Here is a 24927-nt window from a genome sequence, read left to right as displayed (position 1 = left end):
AAAAAGAGGCATTAAGCCTCTTTTTTTATGCGTTTTATATTTTTTAATCTGCTTTAAACTTGTCAACGATGTAAAGAAAAATATTGAAGTTAAGAGTGGAAGGTGCCGGTTCAGACTTTTTACCCTCTCCCACTAATGGATTTTCTTTCTTTACTGCTGCTCCTTTTTGAATTATAACAGTCTGTTTGGGATTAAGGATAGCCCCAGAAGCACTACCTTCCAATAAGTTGATACTATTGTCTTGATTAACTCTATCCGAAGGTTTTAAAATCTCTGATTCGACTTTTCCTAAGTCTTCTTGAGCGAAAGAAACTTCCGGCAAAAAGCAAAAACCCAATACAGCAAGGCTGAAAAAGGTGATTTTTTTAAAAGGGAATTTGGATGAATCGGTCATTTTTAAAATTTCTAGTCTTGTTATTTAACTTTGACTTTGCGAAAAGGTTCCTAAAATTAGTAAAAATATCCACTATGCAAACGATTGATTACGAAGATTTCGAAAAAATAGACCTTAGAGTCGGTACTATTGTCAAAGCAGAGAACTTTGAAAAAGCAAGAAAGCCTGCTTATAAAATTTGGGTGGATCTGGGAGAGGAAGTCGGGATTAAAAAATCCTCCGCTCAAATCACAGATTATTATCAAATTGAAGATTTGATCGGTCGTCAGGTTGTTTGCGTATGTAATTTCAAGCCTCGTCAAATTGCTGATTTCATGTCTGAAGTATTGGTCACAGGATTCTTAGCATACGGTGGAGGTGTTATACTTACGTCTGTGGAACGGTCAGTTCCTAATGGAGCAAAACTCCATTAAATGCTTTTATTTAGATCGTATTCGAAGTCTAAAGGATTTGGGGTTTTAAATTGATATCCAGAGTCTTGGATTTTTTGGGAAGATATCAAGCGGTCTAAGCTACTAATTCCAGTTGAATAACTTTTGGGAGGGTCTAATCCATATTCTATCGCATTCCTTTCATAAATCTCCTTTCTAAAGGGATGAAAAGGAGCTACACCATTGAACGTTTCGTTCCATAGTCCTTTCAAGATTACCCATTCGACTATTCCAATTGCATCGAGGATATGGATAAAATTGACCCTGGTATGTCCCATTACATTTTCTTTACCTGCAAAATATTTCCCTGGAATTCGATTTCCTCCCATCAGACCACCAAATCTGATGATAGTAAGTTCATAATCTTTTGCCCCTTGAAGTAGGGATTCTCCACGCAATTGAGTTTGATTCCCGGTGTTTTCCAGATTGAGGGATTCAGATTCAAGATATTCTTTTTGTCTTGGAGCTTCCGGATAAATACTTGTGCTTGAGATGAAAACAACCTTATTCACCTTTGAATTGGTGATCATGCTTTTTAGATATTTCAATTGTTCAAGATAAAAATCTCCGGATTGCTGTCTAGATTTTGAAGGAATTGTAATGATTAAAACGTCTACATCAAATAGTGGTGCGAATCCTAATCCTATCGGATGAGGTGCCATTTCCAACTGAACTGAAGTAATACCCAGTTTTTGAATCCTTTCTTTTTTTTCTAAGCTAGTGGTACTACCGATTACTGAGAATCCTTTTGATTGTAGTGATTTTGCCAGTGGAAATCCTAGCCAACCCAAACCTATGATTGATACTTTCATTTTTGAAAATAAAATAAAAAAACCTCCTATTCGGGAGGCTTAAAATATTAATCCTTTTTTGGCATCGTACCCAGAATGATATCCCATAGGGGTGTACTTACTCCAAAGGCTGAATCGGGATCTTTATAATGATGAATTGCATGATTTACCCAAAGGGTTTTGAAGAAATTCTTGGGAGGTGGAAATGCATGTACAATGTAGTGTACCCCTAGATAGGATGCGTACCCTATTAAGAAACCTGGGAGAAAATAATAAGCTAAATCACCCATAATCAATTTAAAGATCAAATATAGAATTGCTGCATAAGCAGCGCTCACAAAAGGAGGCATAGCTAATCGATCTTTATCCTTTGGATAATCATGGTGAACTCCATGTATGCTATACTGTACTTTGTCTTTAATCGGCGTATTAGGTTCCATATGGAAAAAATACTTGTGCATGAAATATTCCACAAAAGTAAAAAAGATAAATCCTGCGATTAATAATAATATTCCTGTTCCAATAAAAGTACTAGTCTCAGTGTAGGCAATGTAAAATGATATCAGGGCCATCACTAGGAACATAGTGATAGGTATAGATATATGCGTTCTCGAAATCCTTTCAAGAATAGGGTTGGAGAACATGTGGGCTGAACCAAAATTGTCTGGCTTTTCCAATCTTCCAATCTTTTTCATATGCAACTTAAGTGACTTAAATAATAATTCGTATTCCCCTAAAAAAGGTTTTATCTGATTACAAAGGTAAGATAAATCGACTTTTATAAGGGATGATTTAACTCATAATAATCTATTTCCTATCAAATTTGTGCCATCGTCAATTCAATAGTCCGATGATAGTAAGCTACGTATTTTGGCAAAATCTCAGAAATATCAAATTCTTTAGCCCTTGCCAATGCGTTTGCTTTAAATTTTGGCAGGTTGTTGTCATCAAGAATAAACAGTGCTTTTTCTTTCATGTCTTGTACATCACCGACATTACAGGCATATCCAGTTACCCCATCAATATTTAGTTCAGGGATTCCACCTGCATTCGAAGTAAGAATTGGAACTTCACAAGCCATCGCTTCGAGGGCAGCAAGTCCAAAACTCTCTTTTTCGGAAGGCATTAGGAATAAGTCCGCTACTGACAAAACCTCTTCTACCGCATCTAGCTTACCCAAAAACCGGGTGTCTTCACAAGTTCCTAATTCCCTGCACAATCGCTCCATACGGTCCCGCTCTGGACCATCTCCTACGAGCAAAAGTTTAGCAGGAATCATTTTCCTTACTTCGAAAAAAACTCTAATCACATCTTCTACCCGCTTCACTTTTCGAAAATTGGAGGTGTGAACCAATAGTTTTTCACCATTTGGACAGATTGCTAATTTGAAGTGCTCTTTTTTCTGTCTTTTGAATCGCTCCAGATCAATAAAGTTTGGAATCACTTCAATGTCTCGAGTTACTTCAAAATGCGAATAGGTTTCCTTCTTTAAATCCTCAGAAACGGATGTCACCCCGTCTGATTGATTAATACTGAATGTTACTACAGGTTCATAACTTTGATCCTTACCCACCAAAGTAATATCCGTTCCGTGAAGTGTAGTTACAACAGGAATGTGAATTCCTTGTGTTTTTAAGATTTGCTTTGCCATATATGCTGCAGAAGCATGAGGAATCGCATAATGGACATGAAGAAGGTCCAAGTTTTCATATTTAACTACACTGACCATTTTACTTGCAAGGGCAAGTTCGTAGGGAGCATGCTCGAAAAGAGGATAACTCTTAATATCTACCTCATGATAAAATAGATTTTCACTAAAAAAATCTAACCTTGAAGGCTGCCTATAGGTGATGAAATGAATTTCATGACCCAGTTTTGCCAGTCCCTTTCCTAGTTCAGTGGCGACTACTCCACTTCCTCCAAAAGTTGGGTAACAAACAATTCCTATTTTCATAATATAATATGGTGGTGCAGGTTTAATTGCTGTGTTGGTAACACGCATAAACCTATTTTTTGTTCAAATTAAAATTTTTTTATGGATCAATCAGAAAACTGGCTTCGTAACTTTTATTCAATATCCTTTTTTTTACCAGTTTGAGCCCTTTTTAATAATATGAAGCATTGAATTTTCCAATTTACTTTATCTTCGAATTCAAAAAATATCTGCATATGAACAGACTTGTCAATCTGCTTTTTTTCTTCCTATTGGTTTTTCAGGCATGTGATCAGCCCTCGGAAAAGCAAACAGTATCCCAAAATTCAGAAAATCTTTGGTCAAATAATCCATGGCCGGAAATCCGAAAGGAGCGAATTTCAGTTTTACTACCTAAGGCTATGAAAGCTGCAGGGGTGGACTGTTGGGTAAGCATCTGTAGAGAAAACAATAATGATCCCATCGCGAGTCATATCGGAGGGGAAAATGCCAGCGGATCTGCAATATTTATTTTTTACTTTGATGAAGTTGGATTTCACTCCTTGGTTTTTTCTCCGGATGGAGAGGCTACGGCTCTGGATGAACTCGATATTCATGATACGGTTGTAAGAGTGGAGCGCGGTATTTCCACTCTTGATCAGGCAGCTGACTTTATCAAAGAAAAGAATTTTTCTGCCATTGCGATTAATACTTCCGCCTCAAACTCGCTCGCAGACGGGCTTACCCATTCCCAGCATTTGGAACTTGAAAAAGCATTGGGTGAGGAAGCTTCTAAATTGGTTTCATCTACTGAGCTTGTCTATGAATGGCTCTCAATTAAGCTTCCTGCTGAAGTTGAAATTCTTAAACAAGCCGCAAAACTCGCTTCGGACTTCCAGTACGAAGCTTATCAAATGATAGAACCCGGCAAAACCACAGATGCGGATGTTGCAAGATTTTTAAAATCAAAAATGGTTGAATATGGAGTCACTGACGCTTGGCATCCAGATCAAAATCCAAATGTCAATTCTGGGCCTGATCGGGGTCACTCACATGCCACAGATAAGGTGATTCAGGGCGGGGATGTGATTCAGATTGATTTTGGCGTCAAGCTTTATGATATCTGGGTAAGTGATATTCAGCGATTTGGATATGTCCTGAAAGATGGAGAGACAGAAGCTCCGGTAGAGATTCAAAGCTATTGGAATCATGGGAAAGCTGGTAGTAGAGCGGCTTTGGCTGCAATGAAACCCGGCGTCAAAGGAGAGGATGTAGATCGGGCTCAACGTAACCTAATGGAGGCTGCTGGTTCTGAATATGTAATGTGGAGCACTGGTCACCCTGTCGGTTATGTAGCACATGATGTGGGGCCGAATCTTGGAGGCTCGCAAAGTCCAACTCCCCGACCGGCTGCTCAAAAAGAATTAAAAGAGGGAATGACTTTCGCTTTCGATGGGTTTCATTGTTGGAAATTGCCTGATGGAAATACCAAAACCATATCTGTAGAGGAAATGGCAGTAGTCACTTCAGATGGTGCTACCTATCTGATCGAGCCACAAGAAGAATTGATTCTTGTAGGTAAAAAGTAAGTTTTAAAAAAAAGAAAGGCAGAAAATGAGTATAATTTCTGCCTTTCTTGAATTTCTATTTTTTACTGAGAGCTTGATAAATGATATCGTGAATTTCTGTTCGAATACCTTCTTTCAATAATCTGGTGTTGTTTCCGTCAGGATATACTCGGTTGGATAGAAAGACATAAATCAGGTTATTCTCTGGATCCGCCCATACACAGGTTCCTGTGAATCCGGTATGTCCAAAGGTGCTTTTTGGAGCTAGATCTCCTGCAGATCCTCCCTTTCCTTTTTCAGGTTCTGGCTTGTCCCAGCCCCAGCCTCTTCTACTTTGAGTGGATTGTCTTTTTGTGAATTCTGTTACCGTGCCGCTTTTTATTAGACTGACATCTCCATAATAGCCTTTGTTCAGCATAAGCTGCATCATAACAGCAAGATCATTGGCTGTACCGAAAAGGCCAGCATGTCCAGCCACTCCTCCGTACATTGCTGCTCCTGGATCATGTACATATCCTTGAACTTGCCGCTTACGAAACGCTACATCATTTTCTGTAGGAGCAATGTTGTCCAGTGGCATTTTGTTAAATGGATTGAAAGTCAAAGTATGGAGACCAAGTGGAGCATAAAAGTTCTGCTCCAAAAATACTTCCATGGGTTGGTTAACAATTTTTTCTACTACTGCCTGCATAAAATACATTGTCAAGTCAGAATAGACATATTTATGCTTGGCCGCTCCTGAGGGTTTAGGCGTGAGTTTAGATTCGATAGTCCAGGTCCAAATACTGTCTCGAAGGGCATCATTTCCAAACATGTCATTGGATACGGGACGAGAAAAACCTGGACTCGAAGTGGCATGAAAATATTCTGATTTCCAGTTTCCTCCTTCTACAGTTTTTGCATAATGAGGAATAAAAGCAACCAAGCCGGCCTCATGTGCCATCACGTCTTTGAGCACTAGTTTTTCTTTGTTGGTGCCTCTTAATTCCGGGAGATAATGCCCCAAGGTTTTATCCATGTCCAATTCACCTCGACTTTGAAGAAACATTACTGCCTGTGTAGTCGCCAGGACTTTCGTGATCGAGGCTAAATCATAAACTGTTTCGGAATTGACTTTTGGACTGCTTTTGTATTCGAGCTTACCGTAGGAGCGCTCAAAGACTACTTTTCCATCTTTGACGACCAATACATTTGCACCGGGCGTGGCTTGAATCCGAATGGCTTTTTCAGCCACTTCATCTATTTTATTTAAGATCTTGCTATCCAACCCTACACTCTCAGGAGTCCCATAGGAAAGTCTTTTCAAAGATTCCATATAGCCACCCACTCCAAAAGAATATTGGCTACTAACTGTCACAGGAAGAATTCCTTCTGCAGGTCTAGCTCCGAAAAGGATCTGGGGAGCTAATTCTTGTGTAGTTTCATTATTTTCAAAGGCAAAGACTAAATTTCCCAACCCTTCCAAATGCTGAGAAGCGTAGGCATTTCCAAATAATACAGTTACGACTTTTTGTCTTTTGGAAAGATCCCGGATCAATTGTACATCGGCATCTGCAATACCAAATTTCCGCTTTGGACTATTAGTCACTCCCATCAATCCCACTACGACGACATCATAGTCTTCGAGTTGTTTCAGGGTGTTGTAATGCGTGGTTTCATTTGCCGCTTTTTGAATACTGAAATGGTCAAACTTGGTATACTTCCCAAGGTATTTTTGAAACACTTTCCCATCATCACCTATACTCAGACTTGCAAAACTCTTGAGGTCTAATTGCTCAAAGGGGATTAATTTGTCTTTATTGGAAGCTACTGTGATGGAACTAGCATACAATTTTTCTATAAGTTCATCTGTTTTTGGGGTATGTAGCCGATCATTTAGTTCAAAAGTTTTAATCGGCACATAATGATTGAGTCCAGACCAGTATTTTGCTTTTAAGATTTTTTTTACTCTTCGATCTATTTCAGACTCGCTAATGATTCCATCTTCCACAGCTTTCTTGATCATTGCCTTCGCCTTTGGCACATCCATGGAATATAGCAAGACATCATTTCCTGCCAAAAGTGCCTTTAAATCTACCTCACCTGGAGAATTTGCTTTTGCCACACCCCGCATATTTAATGCATCTGTGAAAACCAACCCTTGGAAATTCATCCTTTTCTGAAGTAGGTCAGTTACCACTTTTTTTGAAAGGCTAGTAGCACTGTTGGCCTCGCTGTCCAGACTCGGGATATTTAAATGGACAACCATGACAGACATGAGGTTTTCTTTGAAAAGCTCCTCATAGGGATATAGATCTATATCCCAGATTCGTTGCTCAGGGTGCTTGATTACGGGGAGTGAATAGTGACTATCAGCTTCAGTATCACCATGACCCGGAAAATGCTTTGCATTGGCGATTACCCCATTATCCTGAAGACCTTTCATGTAAGCTACCGCCTGCTTTGCGACCAGTTCCTTGTTTCCTCCAAAAGCTCGATAGCCTATAACTGGATTGTCAGGATTAGAATTAACATCTACTACAGGTGCAAAATTGATATGCATTCGAAGCTCTTTGAATTGGCGGGCCATCTCTTCGCCCATTTCATAGATGAGTTTTTCATCTTGAATAGCTCCCAAAGTCATTGCCTTGGGGAAATCAGGTACAGAATCCAAACGCATTCCAATTCCCCACTCAGCATCCATTGCAATAAAAAGAGGAGTTTTAGCCTGAGCTTGGTAGAGATTGGTCAATCGGGCTTGCCGATCAGGGCCTCCCTGAAAAAAGATCAGACCTCCAAGATTTTCTGTCTTGATCAAATTAGTGATCTCGTTGACATGTGCCTGATCTTTGTTGGAGTAAGCTGCCACCATAAAAAGCTGACCAAGCCGCTCATCAAATGTCAAACTTTGAAATACCGAATCAACCCAATTGCTTTGGGAAATTTGGTCAACGGAAATCAATGGGTCCTCGATTAGAAGTGATTCGTCGAGTTTCCCGGAAGAGAAAGTAAGAACAATAATACAGACGGCGAATACCCTCCAAAGCATGTTGCTCATGTATGAGTAAATTTTTAATTCGTAACTTTTAAAATAAATTTGTACGTCAACACTTTCATCTTAACGGTCTTTGCCAGATAAAAGTGATCATATAGGAATATTGTACGGTAGAGTTCGTCCTAGAATAGATTAATATACTAAAGATAAGGCAACATAAAACCGTAAATCTGGTTAAAAAGGGTATAAATTTGATGTTTGGTCAATATCTTGGAACTTATGACTTTGTTGACGTTTTACCTTATTGAGTTCCAATAAAATTCGAGAAAAATGAAATTCCCATCTGTCTTCCGTACTGCCGCTCCAATGCGATTTGATATCAAGCCAAGATATTATGATCCTGTCAAAGAAGAAATTGACCAGCGTACCTCTCGGATCAAAAGAGAACTTCAGGCCGAAGGATTGATTAAAGAAGGAGATGAGGAGTTAGGATCTTATGGGGGAGGAATCAGAGGATCGTTTTCACAATATCGAGGAATAAAAGAGCGATCCAGTCCAAATATGTTTGCATCCACTGCAATGATCAGAACTTTCATTTTTTTGATTTTGCTGGGGTCAATTTTCGGCTATGTCTACCTCGGTCCGGTAATTTTTGAATATATGCTTTATGTCGCACTGCTGATCGTAGCTGTTTATTTTTTCTTTAGGCTAAAACCCAAAAAGAAAAATGAGTGATATTATCCAGCTTCTGCCTGATGCGATCGCAAATCAAATTGCGGCAGGGGAAGTAGTACAACGTCCAGCCTCGGCACTCAAAGAACTTTTGGAAAATGCCGTGGATGCGGGTGCTACTCAAATTCAAGTTGTGGTAAAGGAAGCCGGCAAGCAATTGATTCAGGTAATTGACAACGGAAAAGGAATGTCAGCTACTGACGCTCGGATGAGTTTTGAGCGACATGCTACTTCCAAAATCAGAAATTCTACCGATCTATTTACCATTCGTACCTTCGGATTTAGAGGAGAGGCCTTAGCTTCCATCGCTGCTGTCGCTCAAGTGGAGTTGAAAACTAAGCAAGCAGAATCTGAGCTTGGGACATTGATTCAGATCGAAGGGTCTGAGGTGAAAAAGCAAGAACCATTTGCAGGAAATGTAGGTACTGCAGTTTCAATGAAAAATCTATTTTTCAATGTGCCTGCCAGAAGGAATTTCCTGAAATCAAATCCCGTCGAGATGCGACACATTGTGGACGAGTTTCAACGGGTGGCCCTTTCTTATCCTGAAATTGGGTTTTCGCTTTTTCAGCAGGATTTGGAAGTTTATAACCTTACGCCTGGCAAATTAAGCCATCGTATTGTCCAACTTTTCGGAAAAAGCTATCAGGGACAGTTGGTTCCCTGCGAAGAACTTACGCCGCATGTCAATGTAAAAGGCTATGTAGGCAAACCGGAAAATGCTAAAAAGACCCGAGGAGAGCAGTTCTTTTTTGTCAATAATCGATACATCAAAAGCAGCTACCTGCATCACGCAGTTGGCAATGCTTTTGAAGGCTTGATCCAGCCGGATCAGCATCCTTTTTATGTTCTTTTTTTGGAAATAGACCCCTCGCATATTGATATCAATGTGCACCCAACCAAAACTGAAATCAAGTTTGATGATGAGCGTACAGTCTACGCGGTGATCCGTTCAGCAGTGAAGCAAGCCTTAGGTTCTCACCATGTAGTCCCTTCAATTGACTTTTCATATGACGTGAATTTCAATGAAAAATGGGATCAGGATCCATCTAAAAAAGAGCAAGTCGATCGTGAGTACAGCTATAAAACTTTTAATACACCTGAATTTAAAAAGGCAAGTACTTCCGGTTGGGAAAAACTGTTTGAAAGTAATATCCCTGTGAATCAGCCGCAGGATTACACCAGAAAAACTGAAAGTGAGGATACAGAAGTGCTCACTTTTTCCAGTAAAGCTAATCCGGATCAGATTCCTGATCGAATTCCGCGGCCCTCAGCAGAAGATTCTACCGGGACGACCTTTCAAGTGGAATTGAGCTATGTTGTCGCTCAAATGTCGACAGGGATGCTGATTGTCGATCAGCAAGCCGCACATGAGCGAGTTTTATACGAACGCTATCTGCGTCAATTGAAAATCGCCCAAGGACCATCTCAACAATGTCTTTTTCCTCCAATCATTGAACTCGGATCTTCTGATTTTGCATTGGTACAAGATCTTTTGCCTGAGTTGCATAGCTTAGGGTTTATGGTTTCTGAGTTTGGAAAAGACACGGTGATCATTCAGGGAGTTCCTGCAGATATACAGGTGAAAAACGAAAAGGAGCTCTTCGAGGGATTATTGGAGCAGTTTAAAAATTATAAAAATGAGCTTTCGTTGGATAAAAGAGAGAACCTCGCTCGGTCTCTAGCTCGAAAATCTGCCCTGAAAAAGGGGCAAAAACTTAATCCTCAGGAAATGGAAACCCTCGTGGGACAATTATTTGCCTGTCAGAACCCTAATTTTGGTTTGGGAGGGAACAAATCTTTCGTCAAATTGGATTTAAGCAGTATTCATTCATTCTTCGGAAAATAGCATGTTTAGAAATATCACCCCAGTAGTACAAAATCTTTTGATAGCCAACGTTGCACTGTTTTTGGTGAGTGCGTTTTTATTTCCTCAGTTGAGTGATTGGTTTGCACTGTACTACATACATAGCCAATATTTTAAGCCATTTCAGTTTCTGACCTACATGTTCATGCATGCAGATTTTTGGCATCTATTCAGCAATATGTTTGGACTGATGATCTTTGGACCTCTTTTGGAGCAATTCCTTGGACCCAAAAAACTTCTGATTCTTTGGATGGTTTGTGGAGTAGGTTCAGGAGTTCTTTATTCCGGGTATACTGCTTATCGGATGAATAACTTGCAGGACAAGGTTGAAGCATTTGAAAGTAATCCTGATCCCGATGCTTTTAACAAGTTGGTGGTTGAGAATCGTGGATTTTTCCAAAGTTCTGTTTTTGATTTTGTAGATGATTTCAGCCGGAATCCTAATGATCCAAATAAAATCAGTCAGGCAAAACAAACTTTGAATGCCATTTTAGAAATTCAGGGGAATGTCCCAATGGTTGGTGCTTCAGGAGCTTTGTTTGGGGTTTTAATTGCTTTTGCAATGCTTTTCCCAAATACTCAACTCTTTTTGCTTTTTCCTCCAATGCCGGTAAAAGCAAAATACTTGGTCTTATTTTATGGACTTTATACCATTTATAACGTAGTGATAAACAACCCCACTGATAATGTGGCACACTTTGCCCACTTAAGTGGATTGGTGATCGGTGCGATCTTGGTTTACGGATGGAAAAAAGACAGAACTAATTTTTATTAAAAATGTACGGCGGTTTTTGGGATAATTTAAAAAATGCATTCAAGCATAGCGACAACAGTCTTTATAAACTGATTGCTATCAACTTGCTGGTATTCTTGGTCGTCATGGTCGCACGGGTGTTGATGACGATCGGTGGCGTGGGAGATTTGTATTCCAGTGCACTGTCTTACTTGATGATGCCTGCGTCAGTCTCTCGGTTGATTTTACAGCCATGGAGTATATTGACTTACATGTTTTTGCATGAAGGGATTTTCCATATTCTCTTCAATATGCTGTTCCTTTATTGGTTTGGACTCTTGATTAATCAGTATTTGGGTAGTCGCAAATTGGCAAATCTCTATATTCTTGGAGGTTTGGCTGGTGCTGTTTTTTATGTGTTGATCTACAATTTGGCACCGTATTTCAGCGGATCAGTTGATTCATCTTTGATGCTTGGAGCAAGTGCTGGGGTATTTGCAGTAGTAGTTGGAGCGGCGACTTTGACTCCTAATACCACTTTTATGCTGATTCTTATCGGACCTGTTAAGATCAAATACATCGCGATTTTCTACGTGATTCTTTCCTTCGCCAATTCTGCTGGAGCAAATGCAGGAGGTGAGCTTGCGCATCTTGGTGGAGCTTTGCTGGGTTTTATTTACATCACGCAGCTTCGAAAAGGAATTGATTGGGGAATTCCGGTTCAGAAAGTCGGGATCTTTTTTGAGAATTTTTTTACCAGTCGAAAAGGCGTAAAAGTTTCCTACCGAAAAAAGAAAACATCGGCAGGTTATGGATCCTCTTTTTCAAACCCTTCCAAATCGAATACTCCAGTGACTAACAGTTCTGATGCGACTCAAGAAGAAATTGATCGGATTTTGGATAAGATTGCGGAGCGAGGATATGAAGCGTTGAACAAAGAAGAGAAACGAAAGCTGTTTGAATTTTCGAAGAAATAAAGTTCTCCTGTTTCTTGGCTCTCTTTTAAAGGGGGAAAGCAAAGCCGAACCGAAAGCCAACCTCTTGCGGACTAGTACTCTGAAATTTGAACTCAGTACTTAAACCGACCCAATCTACAAGCCTGATGTATGCGCCAACTCCCACATTTGCCCCATTGTAAGAGCGCCTTACTCCAGCTCCATCCGGCTGTGAATTCTCCCAGCTTTGAGCGTATCCGGCCATAAAATAAAGTTGCGAAGGTCCCTCTGAGACATAGTACCTGAGGTCCGCATTGAAATTGCTCGATGTGCCTACATTGGGAAAGTTGCGGATGTAGCTTGGCATGATCGCAAAGTGTTCTGCGAAAAAGTATTCTATTCCGACACCTGCTCCAAAATTATTCCATCGAAGTCCATAAGTCCCCAACACATGCACTCGAGCATCTCCCTGATTCTGCGTTTGAGCCATGCTCCCAAACGTGATCAAAAATGCTCCAAAAAAAATCACCAAAGCCTTTTTCATTTCTTCCTGTTTAATTTGGGAAGAAATTAGGAGGCTTTGGTGAGGAAAACAAATGCTTATTCTAAAATTCGAACCAATCGGCCCAGTCTGCCTTCTGAATCAATTCCTTCGACAATGATCATTTGCTTTGAAGCTATATCAGTATTGTAAAACTCCAGACGTGATTCTCCATTTTCTCCAGTCTCCACTAGCGGATTCCAATAGATGGTAGCACGAGCATCCTTGATTGCATTTTCTACCGTTTTGGTATCATATTTTGGAAGGTAAAATTCGCGAGGAACAGCATATCCTCCATATTGTGTTACCAAAGTACCTCCTACACTTTTCCCAAATCCAGCACCGGTTTTGGTGTAAACCGCTATTACACCATTTGCACCCTGTGCTCCAAAAATAGCCGTCTTGGCGGGGTCTTTGAATACATCTACGTTGGCTACATCTCTTGGGCTGATTGTGAGCAAAGTCGAGGCTTCAACAGGTATATTGTCCAACAAATAAAGTGGCTGTGTACCAGAGCCACCGAGTGAACCTACCCCTCGGATCGTGACATTAACAGATAAACCAGATACAAAGACTTGTACACCGGATACTCTTCCTTGGATCAATTGGAAGACATTTGTAAAACCAACAGAGGAAGGGATTTTTTCCGGATCGAGTGTTACATCACCAGATCCATAGATTTTTCTGATTTCTTCTTCCTCGCGTTCAATAGTCTTTGCTTCAACCGTGACTCCCTCCAGATCTATAATATCTTTTTCTGCATTGAGTTGTTGCATCATCGTCCGCTCTCGATAAGTAGCCACAAGCCCTTCTGGCCAAACCACTTCCTGTGTATAATTTCCTTCGATCGAATTAAAAACAGGTTCTGGCTGAATCACCGACACGTCGATAAAGTTTTTGAGTCGTGTATCCTCAGCCGTGATCGTAACTGAAGCGGAATCCAAATATTCCAAATCTCTAAAAATGAAGCGACCATTAGGGCCATATTCCGAGGTGACAATTTCAATTCCTTCACCTACTAAGGCCGTGATTTTTCCACCAGCGAGACCTTTTTTAGTTTGCTCGGCATCTGTTACCTGACCTTCGATATTGATTCCCCGCTCGATAAACTGCTCAATCTTTGGGAGATTCCCCGCAAGGACATCAGACCACTCAAATCTTCTCCAACCATGTGTCATCATCACCAGATCCAATGCTTCCTGCGTCTCTGCGGAGTTATCTTTGAAGTATCTTCCCGGTTGGTAGATTTCAGCAGATAAATCTGAAGTCAAAAGAAGAGTAGAAAAAATATCTCCGGCTTCCAATTCACTTGGATTAACCTGAGCTGCATCCAATACGGCCACAGAGAAACTTCCTGAATTAGCTGTTCCGGCAAAGGTTGATTTTAGATTCAGACTGATTTTCTCACGTGGAGAAACACTTCCCGTCTTTGCAATGTCTAGTTGTATTTGATCTTCTTTTTGGACAAATATCAATCTCTCCAACAGCGGCTTTCCATCCTCGCTCATCACAGTGATTTGGTTGATCCCTGAGATCAGATTCTCTTTAGGAATACGTACACCCCAGACACCATTTGCCAAAGTGCCTTGAATCATGTAATTGATGATTCCCCGAGTTTGAGAGACTAACAAAAGTGAATTTGCGGCATATTCCCCCTGCACAAATGCAGTTAAATAGCTTGCAGCAGGATTATTGATCACTTGCATGACCAATCCTTCTGAATCAATTTTAGAAAGATTTGTGCTGATTTCCTGAGCGGTAGTTTTTTCAGTGATTTTTACTGGATAGCTGGATTGGGTTGGAGTGAGTTCAAATTTTCCCAAACCTGCAAAATTGCTTTCGAAAGTAATATCACTTCCTTCGATTGAGCCTTGGATTTCGGCAGGCATCCCGTCAGGATAGATCGCTCGAAATCCAAAGTTGGTCTTTTTCCCAATCACGGAGTGGCCGCCTTCCGGCAAAAACTGAATATCTGCCAAAGTTAAACTATAGGGTAGGCGAAGCTTTTGGGTTACAGAATAGTTTTCATTTTCCATGAAAGTTAATTCCAAATGCTGCGATGAATTAGCTTTTTCAGGGATTGCAAACGTGAAACTTACCTGTCCTTGTGCATTTACCGGCAGTGCTTGTGTATACAACTCTTCTTCGCCTGCTTTTGCCTTTATTTCAACCGTTTTACCTGCAAGTGGATTGCCCTCACTATCAATCACGATCAGATCTGCTTTATAAGTTACTTTTCCAGCCGCAGCACTGATGCTAGTAAAAGTGATTTTTGGAAGGAATGAACCTCCTGCTCCATCGACCACATTGATTTGGGAGTTAAAGAAATATTCATCTCCAAAATTCCGCATCCAAGAAGTATAAGCTTTAAGTTGGTAGATCCCAGGTTTGCCAAAGGCCGGTAAGGCGAAGTCTCCTTTCCCTCTTCCTTTTTCCAATCGAATAGTTTTTTGCTCTAAAAGCAATCCATCTCCGTCAAACAAGTCAACATATAGGGTAGCACTCAAAGGGGATGGGATTTGACTGCTTCCAGCAGTCAGGTAAGCACTAAACCAAAGATCTTCACCGAGTGTGTAGGTGGTTTTGTCTAAATGGAGATAAGCTTTTTCTACAGGGTATTCTTTCTGATAAGTGTCAAAATAGCTCTGGATCTTTTGAGGCAAAGCTTCTTGTCCAAATAGCTCCGTTGAGCTAAAGCTGATGAGAAAAATAATCAGCGTTAAAACTTGATTTTTCATAAAATAGTTGGTTTGTTACTAAAAACAGAGGCAATAAAACTAATTGCTTATAAATTGACAAGTGAAAAAATCTTAAATAGCATTCAGTGCCGCTACTTCATTTTTATTTGCCAGCTGACCGCATGCAGCATCGATGTCCTGACCTCTTGATTTTCTGACCTTTGCGATGATTCCTTGCGATTCTAAAATCCGAACATACATATCCACGGCTTCCTGTTTTGCCTGACGAAATTCACCTTCATCGATCGGATTGTATTGGATAATGTTGACTTTGGAAGGAATGATTTTGCAGAATTTAGCCAAAGCTCGAGCATGCCGTTCATCGTCGTTGATACCATCCCAGATGACGTATTCGTAAGTCACCTTTCGTTTGGTCTTGTCGTACCAATATTTCAATGATTCCCCCAATTCTTCGACTGGATTGCTGTCGTTGATTGGCATAAGCCGGGATCGAGTTTCATTGATAGCAGAGTGGAGGGAAACGGCAAGGTTAAATTTCACTCCATCATCAGCCAGTTTGCGGATCATTTTGGTTACGCCAACTGTAGAGAGTGTAATTCTCCTGGGAGCCATCCCAAGACCTTCAGGGGAAGTGATTTTATCGATTGCCTCGAGAACATTCGCATAATTGAGCAGGGGCTCACCCATTCCCATAAAAACAATATTGGTCAGTGGACGCTGGAAATATGTTTCGGCCTCATCCTTGATCGCCACGACTTGATCATAGATTTCATCAGGGTTTAGATTTCGCATGCGCTTTAGACGGGCAGTCGCGCAAAAGTTGCAATCCAAACTGCATCCTACCTGAGAGGAGACACAGGCGGTGATTCGCTTGGTAGTTGGAATGAGTACAGATTCGACAATTTTTGAATCATAGAGTTTTACCGCATTCTTGATCGTACCATCTGAGGAATGCTGCATCAGATCCACCAAGATGTGATTGATCTCAAAATGGGTTTTGAGCATTTCCCGGGTAGAAAGGGAAATATTACTCATGTCATCGAAGTTCTTCAGCGACTTATTCCAAAGCCACTCATAGACCTGCTTGGCTCGGAACTTCTTTTCGCCATGTGCTAAAAAGAACTCCTCCAATTCTGTCAAAGTAAGCTTACGAATGTCTTTTTTCTGAATCTCTTCCATGCTGCAAAGTTAAGGGATTCAAGAGGATTTCTTAGCCGGAAATCAAGCCTTGGTATTTGTATCCCTTCTTCACGAAAACCTTCGCAGACTTAGCGGTAAAAAAGGCTCCAACTTATTACGTTTCGTGAAGACTCGAACCGCGGAGAATTTTCAGCTTTCTGATTTTAAACCTTTGTGTCCTCCGTGATATCCTCCGTGTCCTTAGTGGTTAAATAAAAAAATCAAACTCGAACTGAAGCCCGAAAGCCACGACCTGCATAATAGGACTGGGCGCCATTATGGTAGATGAATACCTGTCCATATCTGAAATCAGCGAAAATAGCTCCGCCAAGTTTCCGTACAGATTCAGGCGTTTTGAGCCAACTGGAGGTTTTTTGATCAAATGTCCCCAAAGCTTGCAGGCTTCGGTATTCTTCTTCATTGAGCAATTCTACCCCCATGTCCGCAGCCATATCTATGGCCGTATCTTTTGGAGGATAGTCTTTGCGAGATTCCAAACCCTCTCGATCATAGCAGATGCTTCTTCGACCTTTCGGGGTTTCTGGAGAGCAATCGTAAAAAATAAATTCATTTGTTGCTTCATCAAAACCAACCACATCCGGTTCGCCTCCAGTTTCTTCTAGCCGGAAAATCGACCAGAGTTTCTCTTGGGATTCCAAGGCCTCGAGTTTAGTCAAAACCTTCTCCCAGTCCAGTCCCTTATGCCGAGCTTTATTTTTCTCAAAGCGACTTTTTAACGTTTTCAGTAGAGTTTCCTTTTCGGAATTGCTTAGTCTGTTATTGGCTTTCATTAGAATTTTTATTGGGAAAAGAAATACAATGGAAATAAGGTTGAAATACCCCTCCCTTCGGTCGTCGAAATAAGAAACAATAAATTCGAATCCTATTTCAATTTATTTCGCCGAAGTCGTATTTCTACTGTATTTCGCGAAGCTTATTTCAGCAAAGCTGTATTTCTATATTATTTTTTCAACTTAAAACTCTTCCCATCAATCGCCCGCATGGTACAGAGAATGCCGTCTAAGTGATCATATTCGTGCTGGATTAATTCAGAAAGTGCTCCTGTGACCGATAATGACTGCTTTTCCCAATTTTCATCCAAATAGTCCAAAGTCAGGGATTCGTGGCGGGCCACCTTGACCAAAAGATTGGGAAATGACATGCAGTCATCCCAAAGCTCAAATTTTTCATCACTTAGGTTTTTCAACTCAGGATTTAGAATCACATAGGGGCGATCCAGATTCAGGTAAAAAAGTCGCTTCATAATTCCCAATTGGGGAGCAGCAATGCCCCGACCAAAACCATAAACTTTTCGGATGTCCTCCATGGCTTCATGAAGCTGCTGCACCCAGCCGGGGACTAATGGAAGTTCAGACTCGAGTACAGGCTCACAAATCTCATATAGTTTTGGATCGCCGAGCTTCAATATATCGTGAATGGTTTTCATTGTGAAAATATAGTAAAATCCGTTTGAGTTAGGTTTTAAACATAGCTGTATTTACCATTAGTTAAGGTAAATGAATTTTAAAAAATGAATAGTTCCAGCCAGAATATTGTATTCCACATGATTGCCTGCCTTCTTTTCCTTACTTTTGCGGCATGAATTACCTTTCGGTCGAAAACCTCAGTAAAGCGTTCGGTGAGCGCAAGCTTTTTTCCAATATTTCCTTTGGCATATTACAAGGACAAAAAATCGCCTTAGTGGGTATCAACGGTGCCGGTAAATCCACCTTGATGAAAATCATCATGGGGCTGGAAATCGCCGATACGGGTCAAGTTGGGATCAACCAAGCGATCAAAGTGGCTTATGTGCATCAAAATCCGGTTTTTGAAGGAACGATGAGCATTTACCAGACGATCTTTGATCAGAGCAATAGTGAGGTGCTGCAAGTGATTGAGGATTATCATAAAGCGATGCTGGATGCGGAGCGGGGCATTGACAACTCCGATAAGATGACGGTGCTTTTTGAAAAAATGGATGCTTTTCAAGCTTGGGATTTTGAATACCAAGTGAAGGAAGTTCTGGGAAAATTAGGGCTTCACGATACAGAGTTGCCAGTTGGTTCCCTTTCCGGAGGACAGCGCAAGCGGGTTGCTTTGGCGAAAGCCATTCTCGAAAAACCGGATCTTCTCCTGCTTGACGAACCGACCAACCACCTTGACTTGGAAACGATCGAGTGGCTGGAAGATTACCTAGCGAAAGCCAATTTGGCACTTTTTATGGTCACCCACGACCGCTATTTTCTAGAAAAAGTGACTAACGAGATTCTTGAACTCGATCAGGGTAAAGTACATCGCTACCAAGGAAATTACGGCTATTTTCTCGACAAGAAAGCCGAGCGAATGCAAAACGAGGATATTGAATTGGAAAAGGCGAAAAGTCTTTATAAGAAAGAACTTGACTGGATCAGACGGCAGCCTAAAGCCCGAACTACCAAAGCAAAATATAGAGTTGATGCTTTCGAGGAAACCAAAGAAAAAGCATCTCAGAAGCGGGAAGACCGCGATATCGAACTTCAAGTGAGTGCCCAGCGACTGGGAAATAAAATCATAGAGATCGATAAAATCAGTAAATCCTATGGCGATAAAAAGCTGGTGGAAGATTTTTCCTATGTCTTCAAAAAGAAAGACCGGGTAGGAATCGTCGGACCAAACGGAGCCGGGAAAACCACTTTTCTAAATATGATCACGGGCCAATTGGCACCGGATAAAGGGAAGATTTCCATCGGTCAGACTACGGCTTTTGGCTATTACCGACAGGAAGAAAGTAGCTTTGACGAGAGCAAGCGATTAATTGATATCGTCAAGGATGTGGCTGAAGTCGTGGTGCTGGATAAAGGTCAGACGATCACAGTTAGCCAGTTTTTGACGCAATTTGGCTTCCCTCCAAAGCAGCAGCATACGCCGATCGAGAAACTCAGTGGTGGTGAGCGTCGTCGCTTGCAGCTTTTGATGGTCTTGATCAAGAATCCAAACTTCCTGATTCTCGATGAGCCTACCAATGACCTGGATCTGATGACCTTGAATACCTTGGAGGAGTTTTTGGATTCTTTCCCAGGTTGCTTGATCATTGTTTCCCACGATAGATATTTTATGGATCGCTTGGTGGAGCATTTGTTTGTTTTCGAGGGCGAGGGAGTGATTTCTGATTTCCCTGGGAATTATTCGGAGTTTAGAGAGGCGGAGAAAGAGAACAAAGACGGAAGACCGAAGTCTGGAGACCGAAGTACCGGCACCACCCCTACGAATCAATCCGAAAAGGCTGAAGTTGCTGCTACAGCTCCTTCTAAAGCAAAAGCTAGTTTTAAGCAGAAGAATGAATTTAAGGAAGTTACTGCTTCTATGGCCAAATTGGAAAAAGAGAAAGCTGACCTTACCGAGAAAATCAGCGGTGGAAATTCCGATCACGAAGAGCTGATGAAAATATCATCCCGTATGCTGGAAATCGATTCTAAATTGGAAGAATTAGAGTTGACTTGGTTGGAATTGAGCGAGTTGGACGGGATAGAGTAAAATAAAAGATAAGATAGAAATACTGTGGAAATATAGCTTCGCTGAAATAAGCCTTTGGCGAAATATCGATTTGAAAGTACTATGTAAGCTCGGACTAGAACCTAATATTTCACCGACCGAAGGAAGGTGTATTTCAACCTTATTTCCATTGTATTATCAAATCTAGGAAGGTGTATTTCAATCGTATTTCTATTTAATAAAGAAATCCTACTTTAATACCCCCATACCAATTTCTTGTCGGAGCTGGCTGATAATATCTTCCACCAAAAGGATTCAGATCGTTTCCAAGTGAATAGCTTTCATCCAACAAATTATCTACCCCAGCAAAGGCTTCCAATTCCCATTTTCCGGCAAAAGTTTTTGCCCAGCCAAATCGCAGATTGACCAAATTGTAGGCATCTTGAAATACCGTATTGGCATCATTAAGCGGAAGCTCGCTCACATAGTTATGGGTGAAATTCAGATAGAACCCCGGCTTGGTTCGGAGATCTAATCGGGTCACCAAAGTAGTCTCCGGTACGCCAGTCAGCGCATTTCCTGAGAAATCATCATCTCGTTTTTGGTAGTCTTTAAAGGTGAAAAACTGACCTGTATAAGCGGTTCCCAAACTTAAATTCTGAATAAATCCTTGACCATTTTGGATCAAGCTGTAATCAATCGCTGCTTCGATTCCCTTTTGATCCGTGGAACCTGCATTTCTGAATAAAACTACGCCTTGGGGATTGGTAAATGTCGTAATCGTCTGATCCAACTTGAAATAATAAGTGGTCAGGTCGAGATTGAATTTCCCTTTTCCAAGGCGATATCCCAATTCATAATTAACTCCTTTTTCAGCTTCTAAATCCAGATTCAAACTTCCTTCATTCGTTCGAACTTCATCGATAGTCGGCGGAGAAAATCCACTGCTTACACTTCCGTAAACTGCCGAGGCTTCATTTACACGATAATTCAGCGCTACTCGTGGAACTACGATCGGATCAAATGTTCGGGTTTGAAGTCCTGTTGGACCTCCTGCGGCATCAATCTGTCGGTCGATTTCGAAGCTCGAGAAGTTTTCACTCAAGCCCAGAGTGAAGAGGAACTTGGAAGCAATTTGCCATTCTGCCTGCTGGAAAAGGAACCCTTGCGTGGCTCGAAGTTTATCCGAAAAGCGAACCGTGTCTGCCACACCTGCCCGATTTCCAAAGTTCTGTGCATCAGTCAAACTCGTCTGATATTCTCCACCTGCAATGAGACGGAGTGATTTTCCACCGAGTTGGGTGTCATGCGTGAAGCGAGTCCGACCACCAAAACCGAATCCTAATTCCTTTTTGTAGTCTAGGATAAAAGGATTTTCGAAGTCATTGGTGTTTAGGTATACCGTTGTGTTATTGCTTGTTTTCTCAGAAAAGCGATATAAATGGCCAAAGGAAGCGAAGACCGACTGCTGAGCAATGGAGCTATTTTGAGCCACCGAACCTGGACGGGCTTGAGTAGGGTCAGCTGAAAGTTGATCAGCATTAAGTGCTCCGGGAATTTGATAGTTTAGGTCAGAGATCAAGAGTTGCGTCCGTATTTCTTGATTTTCCGATACCGGAAAAAAGCTTCCCAATTGAAATACTTTTCGATCCATTGCTGAATGCTCTCTGTAGCCATCCGCTTTTTGAGTGACAAAGGAAGCTTCGATTCCGCCTTCTCCGATTTGTTGAGAAAGTGCGACTCTAAAGCGATTAAGCCCAAAATCACCCGCCATATATTCGCTGCTGATTCTTCCTCCTTGTGGATTTGAAGGACTGTTTAGGCTGATCGCCCCTCCATTTCCAGCCCCGTAAATACTTCCCGATGGGCCTTTGATTACCTCGGCAGTTCGAATATTGGAAAGATCGAGCAAGTTCAGAGGTGTGGTTCCATCAGGTGATGTAAAAGGAACTTCATTCCAGTAAACCTTGACATTTCGTACACCAAAAGGAGATCTTAAAGAGCTTCCTCGGATAGAAATTCGATAACTCGCCGGGGCACGCTCTTCGATTCGGATACCAGGTTTGGTGTTGAAAGAATTGACGATAGAAGTTTCATTGAAGCGGTTGAAATCCCGCTCTGTCACTACGGAAATAGCTGCTGACTGCTCCAAAAGTGGACGTTCAGACTCAAACGCTGTGACGGTGACTTGGGATAGATCTACTGATTTTGGGCTTAATTCTACCAAATGTTCCCCCGCTCCAAAATCTGCCTTGAAGGGTTCGTAGCCAGATTTGAAGAAGGTAAAAGTTGCGGCCTCCGATACTGCGAATGCTACGATTCCCGAAGCATTTGAAAGCTGAGCTGTCCCATTTTTAGGCTGAATCCGAACATTTTCCAAAGGCAAAGCAGTATTACCGTCTACTACTTTGAATTGAACTTGGGCAATTGTAGAAAAACTTATAAATAGTAATAGGAGGCTTAGGCATCTTTTCATGGAGCGAATTTACAGGGTTTTTGGAGATCGATTTTAACCGTTTAAAAATTTACCATCCGGTATTTAATAAGAACCCTTTTACCTAAATCAAAATCCCCTTCCGATTTCCATCCAAAATGGCTAATATCCTACTTTGATATCACCTTATGAAAAAACTATTCTGGCCCCTTTGCTTACTTATCCTTTCTTTTTGCCAAGAGAAAGCTGCTCCCCCAGAACCGGTTTTGCCTATTCCGGATGCTAGACAGATTGCATGGCAAGAACTCGAATATTACGGCTTCATTCATTTCAATATGAATACATTCTCAGATCGGGAATGGGGATTTGGGGATGAAAAACCCGAACAATTTAACCCGATTGAACTGGATGCCCGCCAATGGGCAAGAATAGCATCGGAATCTGGAATGAAAGGCTTGATCATTACGGCCAAGCATCACGATGGTTATGTACTTTGGCCGTCTGCTTACACGGAGCACTCGGTAAAAAATAGCCCTTGGCGTGATGGAAAAGGAGATTTGATCAGAGAGTTTGCAGATGCTTGTCGGGAGTATGGTTTGAAAGTGGGGATCTATTACTCTCCTTGGGATCGAAATCATCCTGATTATGGCAAGCCGGAATACATCACCTATATGCGAAATCAGCTCACCGAGTTGTTGACCAACTATGGGGATATTTTTGAAGTTTGGTTTGACGGTGCCAATGGTGGAGATGGCTGGTACGGAGGAGCAAATGAGACGCGTACGGTAGATAAATTCAGTTATTACGATTGGCCGACGACTCATGAACTGGTTAGAACCCTTCAACCGGGAGCCATGATGTTTAGCGATGCCGGGCCAGATGTACGCTGGGTGGGCAATGAGCAGGGTTTTGCTTACGAGACTACATGGTCAAATTTGATGCGGGATTCGGTTTATGCCGGAATGCCGGAATATTCAGAAAAATGGGCGGATGGCCAGGAAAACGGGACGCATTGGGTGCCGGCGGAGTCGGATGTGAGCATTCGTCCGGGATGGTATTACCATGCTTATGAGGATCATAAAGTGAAGACATTGCCTCAGCTGGTCGAAATTTTTTACAACAGTATCGGAAGAAATAGCTCCATGCTGATCAATTTTCCAGTAGACCGACGGGGATTGATTCATGAAAAAGATGGAGCTGCGATTTTGGCCTTGGGAAAGAAAATCAAGGCTGACTTTTCGGTCAACTTAGCTGCACAAGCGGTGATTTCTGCAAGTGAAAGTCGGGGTAAAGGATATGAAGCTGCGAAAGTTTTGGACGAAGATTATGCAACCTACTGGACTACTTCGGATGGGATGATTTCCGCTAGTCTTGATTTAGACTTTGGGAAAGAATCTGAGTTCAATCGACTGTTGCTACAAGAATTCACCCCTTTGGGTCAGCGACAAAAAGCTTTTTCACTGGAAAAGGAAGTCAATGGAAACTGGGAGAAAATCGCCGAGGGAACTACCATCGGTTATAAGCGAATCCTTAGATTTCCTCTGCAAAAAGCTCAAAAAGTCCGAATCAATTTCTTGGACGGAAAAGGAATTCCTGTAATCTCTGAACTTGGAATTTATCATGCGCCGACACTGCTTCTTCCGCCTAGCATCAAGCGGGATAAATCAGGCGAGGTCACCTTAATTCAGTCAGATGAGGATTTGGAAATCCGCTATAGTTTGGATGGAAGTGAACCGACTCAAACTTATTTGAATCCGATTCCTTTGCTGGAAGCCAGAACCTTGAAGGTGTTGAGTTTTGATCCAAATAGGGAAGAAAGTAGTGAGCTTTTGGAAGTGAACTTGGATCTGGCTAAAGTCAATTGGAAGGCCATGGAGACAGACGCTGAAAAAGCCATTGATGAAAATTCAGGTACTTTCTGGACTAGCTCGGATAATCAGTTAACCATCGATTTGGGAGAGTCTATTACAATCAAAGGCTTTACCTATTTCCCCATGCAGGCACGATATCCCAGTGGATTTATTCAGAATTATGAGTTTGAGATTTCGGCTGATGGGAAAAGTTGGAAGTCTGTTACCAAAGGTGAATTCGCCAATATTGCCAATAATCCCATTCAGCAGGAAGTACGATTTGATCCGGTTTTAGCGCGATTTATTCGTCTGAAAGCTATTAAAACCACTGATGGAAATTCAGCCACTTTCGCCGAACTAGGTATTTTGACCCGATAATCATGAAATCGAGCAGGACTAAAAAGTCACACCCTAGG

Annotated in this window: 19 protein-coding genes; 8 read left to right on the top strand and 11 right to left on the bottom strand. The window is 41.5% G+C overall.

Translation table 11 applies throughout. The features are described 5' to 3' along the window. Window positions 1-43: 43 nt before the first annotated feature. The gene (locus P8O16_RS07355; protein ID WP_300312671.1) at window positions 44-394 is read right to left on the bottom strand and encodes a hypothetical protein; all 351 of its coding nucleotides are present in this window, start codon (window positions 392-394) and stop codon (window positions 44-46) included. Between the two features lie 74 nt (window positions 395-468). On the opposite strand from P8O16_RS07355, the gene P8O16_RS07350 reads away from it, so the two are divergent. Then, a complete protein-coding gene (locus tag P8O16_RS07350) occupies window positions 469-807 on the top strand; it encodes a tRNA-binding protein (RefSeq protein ID WP_300312668.1) in 339 nt (112 codons plus the stop codon). Here P8O16_RS07350 and P8O16_RS07345 read toward each other — a convergent pair. The 3 genes from P8O16_RS07345 to bshA all read right to left on the bottom strand — a co-directional run bounded on the left by P8O16_RS07345 (window position 804) and on the right by bshA (window position 3570). Continuing rightward, complete coding sequence (locus P8O16_RS07345) at window positions 804-1637, bottom strand: NAD(P)-binding domain-containing protein (RefSeq protein ID WP_300312665.1); 834 nt, start codon at window positions 1635-1637, stop codon at window positions 804-806. The two genes, P8O16_RS07350 and P8O16_RS07345, sit on opposite strands and share 4 nt — an antisense overlap. Window positions 1638-1684: 47 nt before the next feature. Then, a complete protein-coding gene (locus P8O16_RS07340) occupies window positions 1685-2311 on the bottom strand; it encodes a sterol desaturase family protein (RefSeq protein WP_300312662.1) in 627 nt (208 codons plus the stop codon). 122 nt (window positions 2312-2433) lie between these two features. Then, window positions 2434-3570, bottom strand: coding sequence for an N-acetyl-alpha-D-glucosaminyl L-malate synthase BshA (bshA, locus tag P8O16_RS07335; RefSeq protein WP_300312767.1), 1137 nt, complete (start codon window positions 3568-3570; stop codon window positions 2434-2436). 215 nt (window positions 3571-3785) lie between these two features. On the opposite strand from bshA, the gene P8O16_RS07330 reads away from it, so the two are divergent. Continuing rightward, on the top strand, window positions 3786-5117 hold the full coding sequence (locus tag P8O16_RS07330; protein WP_300312658.1) for a M24 family metallopeptidase: 1332 nt from the start codon (window positions 3786-3788) through the stop codon (window positions 5115-5117). A 55-nt stretch (window positions 5118-5172) separates the two neighbouring features. Here the strand turns inward: P8O16_RS07330 and P8O16_RS07325 are convergent, their stop codons facing one another. After that, window positions 5173-8133: a glycoside hydrolase family 3 N-terminal domain-containing protein gene (locus P8O16_RS07325; protein ID WP_300312655.1), complete on the bottom strand. Its 2961-nt coding sequence runs from the start codon at window positions 8131-8133 to the stop codon at window positions 5173-5175. 267 nt (window positions 8134-8400) lie between these two features. On the opposite strand from P8O16_RS07325, the gene P8O16_RS07320 reads away from it, so the two are divergent. Genes P8O16_RS07320 through P8O16_RS07305 form a run of 4 tightly spaced genes read left to right on the top strand, consistent with a single transcriptional unit; the run spans window position 8401 to window position 12379 of the window. Next, entirely contained in the window at window positions 8401-8805 is a 405-nt protein-coding gene (locus P8O16_RS07320) for a hypothetical protein (RefSeq protein WP_300312652.1), read from the top strand. Then, a complete protein-coding gene (gene mutL, locus P8O16_RS07315; protein WP_300312649.1) occupies window positions 8798-10651 on the top strand; it encodes a DNA mismatch repair endonuclease MutL in 1854 nt (617 codons plus the stop codon). The genes P8O16_RS07320 and mutL overlap by 8 nt, the downstream gene beginning before the upstream one ends. 1 nt (window position 10652) lies before the next feature. Next, the gene (locus tag P8O16_RS07310) at window positions 10653-11444 is read left to right on the top strand and encodes a rhomboid family intramembrane serine protease (protein WP_300312646.1); all 792 of its coding nucleotides are present in this window, start codon (window positions 10653-10655) and stop codon (window positions 11442-11444) included. A gap of 2 nt (window positions 11445-11446) precedes the next feature. Then, the gene (locus P8O16_RS07305; protein WP_300312644.1) at window positions 11447-12379 is read left to right on the top strand and encodes a rhomboid family intramembrane serine protease; all 933 of its coding nucleotides are present in this window, start codon (window positions 11447-11449) and stop codon (window positions 12377-12379) included. A gap of 25 nt (window positions 12380-12404) precedes the next feature. Here the strand turns inward: P8O16_RS07305 and P8O16_RS07300 are convergent, their stop codons facing one another. The 5 genes from P8O16_RS07300 to P8O16_RS07280 all read right to left on the bottom strand — a co-directional run bounded on the left by P8O16_RS07300 (window position 12405) and on the right by P8O16_RS07280 (window position 18203). Next, the gene (locus tag P8O16_RS07300; RefSeq protein WP_300312642.1) at window positions 12405-12881 is read right to left on the bottom strand and encodes a hypothetical protein; all 477 of its coding nucleotides are present in this window, start codon (window positions 12879-12881) and stop codon (window positions 12405-12407) included. 56 nt (window positions 12882-12937) lie between these two features. Next, on the bottom strand, window positions 12938-15616 hold the full coding sequence (locus P8O16_RS07295) for a TonB-dependent receptor plug domain-containing protein (RefSeq protein WP_300312640.1): 2679 nt from the start codon (window positions 15614-15616) through the stop codon (window positions 12938-12940). Between the two features lie 72 nt (window positions 15617-15688). Next, a complete protein-coding gene (rlmN, locus tag P8O16_RS07290; RefSeq protein ID WP_300312636.1) occupies window positions 15689-16756 on the bottom strand; it encodes a 23S rRNA (adenine(2503)-C(2))-methyltransferase RlmN in 1068 nt (355 codons plus the stop codon). 221 nt (window positions 16757-16977) lie between these two features. Continuing rightward, window positions 16978-17547 carry a DUF4256 domain-containing protein gene (locus tag P8O16_RS07285; RefSeq protein ID WP_300312633.1) on the bottom strand — a complete coding sequence of 190 codons (570 nt, stop codon included), beginning with the start codon at window positions 17545-17547 and terminating at the stop codon, window positions 16978-16980. 170 nt (window positions 17548-17717) lie between these two features. Next, window positions 17718-18203, bottom strand: a complete 486-nt coding sequence (locus P8O16_RS07280) for a peptide deformylase (protein WP_300312630.1) — start codon at window positions 18201-18203, stop codon at window positions 17718-17720. Window positions 18204-18355: 152 nt separating this feature from the next. On the opposite strand from P8O16_RS07280, the gene P8O16_RS07275 reads away from it, so the two are divergent. Next, window positions 18356-20269, top strand: coding sequence for an ABC-F family ATP-binding cassette domain-containing protein (locus tag P8O16_RS07275; RefSeq protein WP_300312627.1), 1914 nt, complete (start codon window positions 18356-18358; stop codon window positions 20267-20269). Window positions 20270-20462: 193 nt separating this feature from the next. Here P8O16_RS07275 and P8O16_RS07270 read toward each other — a convergent pair whose 3' ends face one another. Next, complete coding sequence (locus P8O16_RS07270) at window positions 20463-22703, bottom strand: TonB-dependent receptor (protein ID WP_300312623.1); 2241 nt, start codon at window positions 22701-22703, stop codon at window positions 20463-20465. A 146-nt stretch (window positions 22704-22849) separates the two neighbouring features. Between P8O16_RS07270 and P8O16_RS07265 the strand changes: the two genes are divergently transcribed. After that, on the top strand, window positions 22850-24889 hold the full coding sequence (locus P8O16_RS07265; RefSeq protein ID WP_300312620.1) for an alpha-L-fucosidase: 2040 nt from the start codon (window positions 22850-22852) through the stop codon (window positions 24887-24889). Window positions 24890-24927 lie beyond the last annotated feature (38 nt).

Origin of the sequence: Algoriphagus sp. (assembly GCF_029254265.1) — a bacterium.
Classification (GTDB): domain Bacteria; phylum Bacteroidota; class Bacteroidia; order Cytophagales; family Cyclobacteriaceae; genus Algoriphagus.
The sequence above is the reverse complement of the archived record's forward strand: the minus strand, read 5'-3'. Positions and strand labels throughout refer to the sequence as shown.

Excerpts from the sequence above, each read along its gene's own strand:
- P8O16_RS07355 (WP_300312671.1), bottom strand. The coding sequence starts at position 394 with ATGACCGATTCATCCAAATTCCCTTTTAAAAAAATCACCTTTTTCAGC.
- P8O16_RS07350 (WP_300312668.1), top strand. The coding sequence starts at position 469 with ATGCAAACGATTGATTACGAAGATTTCGAAAAAATAGACCTTAGAGTC.
- P8O16_RS07345 (WP_300312665.1), bottom strand. The coding sequence starts at position 1,637 with ATGAAAGTATCAATCATAGGTTTGGGTTGGCTAGGATTTCCACTGGCA.
- P8O16_RS07340 (WP_300312662.1), bottom strand. The coding sequence starts at position 2,311 with ATGAAAAAGATTGGAAGATTGGAAAAGCCAGACAATTTTGGTTCAGCC.
- bshA (WP_300312767.1), bottom strand. The coding sequence starts at position 3,570 with ATGAAAATAGGAATTGTTTGTTACCCAACTTTTGGAGGAAGTGGAGTA.
- P8O16_RS07330 (WP_300312658.1), top strand. The coding sequence starts at position 3,786 with ATGAACAGACTTGTCAATCTGCTTTTTTTCTTCCTATTGGTTTTTCAG.
- P8O16_RS07325 (WP_300312655.1), bottom strand. The coding sequence starts at position 8,133 with ATGAGCAACATGCTTTGGAGGGTATTCGCCGTCTGTATTATTGTTCTT.
- P8O16_RS07320 (WP_300312652.1), top strand. The coding sequence starts at position 8,401 with ATGAAATTCCCATCTGTCTTCCGTACTGCCGCTCCAATGCGATTTGAT.
- mutL (WP_300312649.1), top strand. The coding sequence starts at position 8,798 with ATGAGTGATATTATCCAGCTTCTGCCTGATGCGATCGCAAATCAAATT.
- P8O16_RS07310 (WP_300312646.1), top strand. The coding sequence starts at position 10,653 with ATGTTTAGAAATATCACCCCAGTAGTACAAAATCTTTTGATAGCCAAC.
- P8O16_RS07305 (WP_300312644.1), top strand. The coding sequence starts at position 11,447 with ATGTACGGCGGTTTTTGGGATAATTTAAAAAATGCATTCAAGCATAGC.
- P8O16_RS07300 (WP_300312642.1), bottom strand. The coding sequence starts at position 12,881 with ATGAAAAAGGCTTTGGTGATTTTTTTTGGAGCATTTTTGATCACGTTT.
- P8O16_RS07295 (WP_300312640.1), bottom strand. The coding sequence starts at position 15,616 with ATGAAAAATCAAGTTTTAACGCTGATTATTTTTCTCATCAGCTTTAGC.
- rlmN (WP_300312636.1), bottom strand. The coding sequence starts at position 16,756 with ATGGAAGAGATTCAGAAAAAAGACATTCGTAAGCTTACTTTGACAGAA.
- P8O16_RS07285 (WP_300312633.1), bottom strand. The coding sequence starts at position 17,547 with ATGAAAGCCAATAACAGACTAAGCAATTCCGAAAAGGAAACTCTACTG.
- P8O16_RS07280 (WP_300312630.1), bottom strand. The coding sequence starts at position 18,203 with ATGAAAACCATTCACGATATATTGAAGCTCGGCGATCCAAAACTATAT.
- P8O16_RS07275 (WP_300312627.1), top strand. The coding sequence starts at position 18,356 with ATGAATTACCTTTCGGTCGAAAACCTCAGTAAAGCGTTCGGTGAGCGC.
- P8O16_RS07270 (WP_300312623.1), bottom strand. The coding sequence starts at position 22,703 with ATGAAAAGATGCCTAAGCCTCCTATTACTATTTATAAGTTTTTCTACA.
- P8O16_RS07265 (WP_300312620.1), top strand. The coding sequence starts at position 22,850 with ATGAAAAAACTATTCTGGCCCCTTTGCTTACTTATCCTTTCTTTTTGC.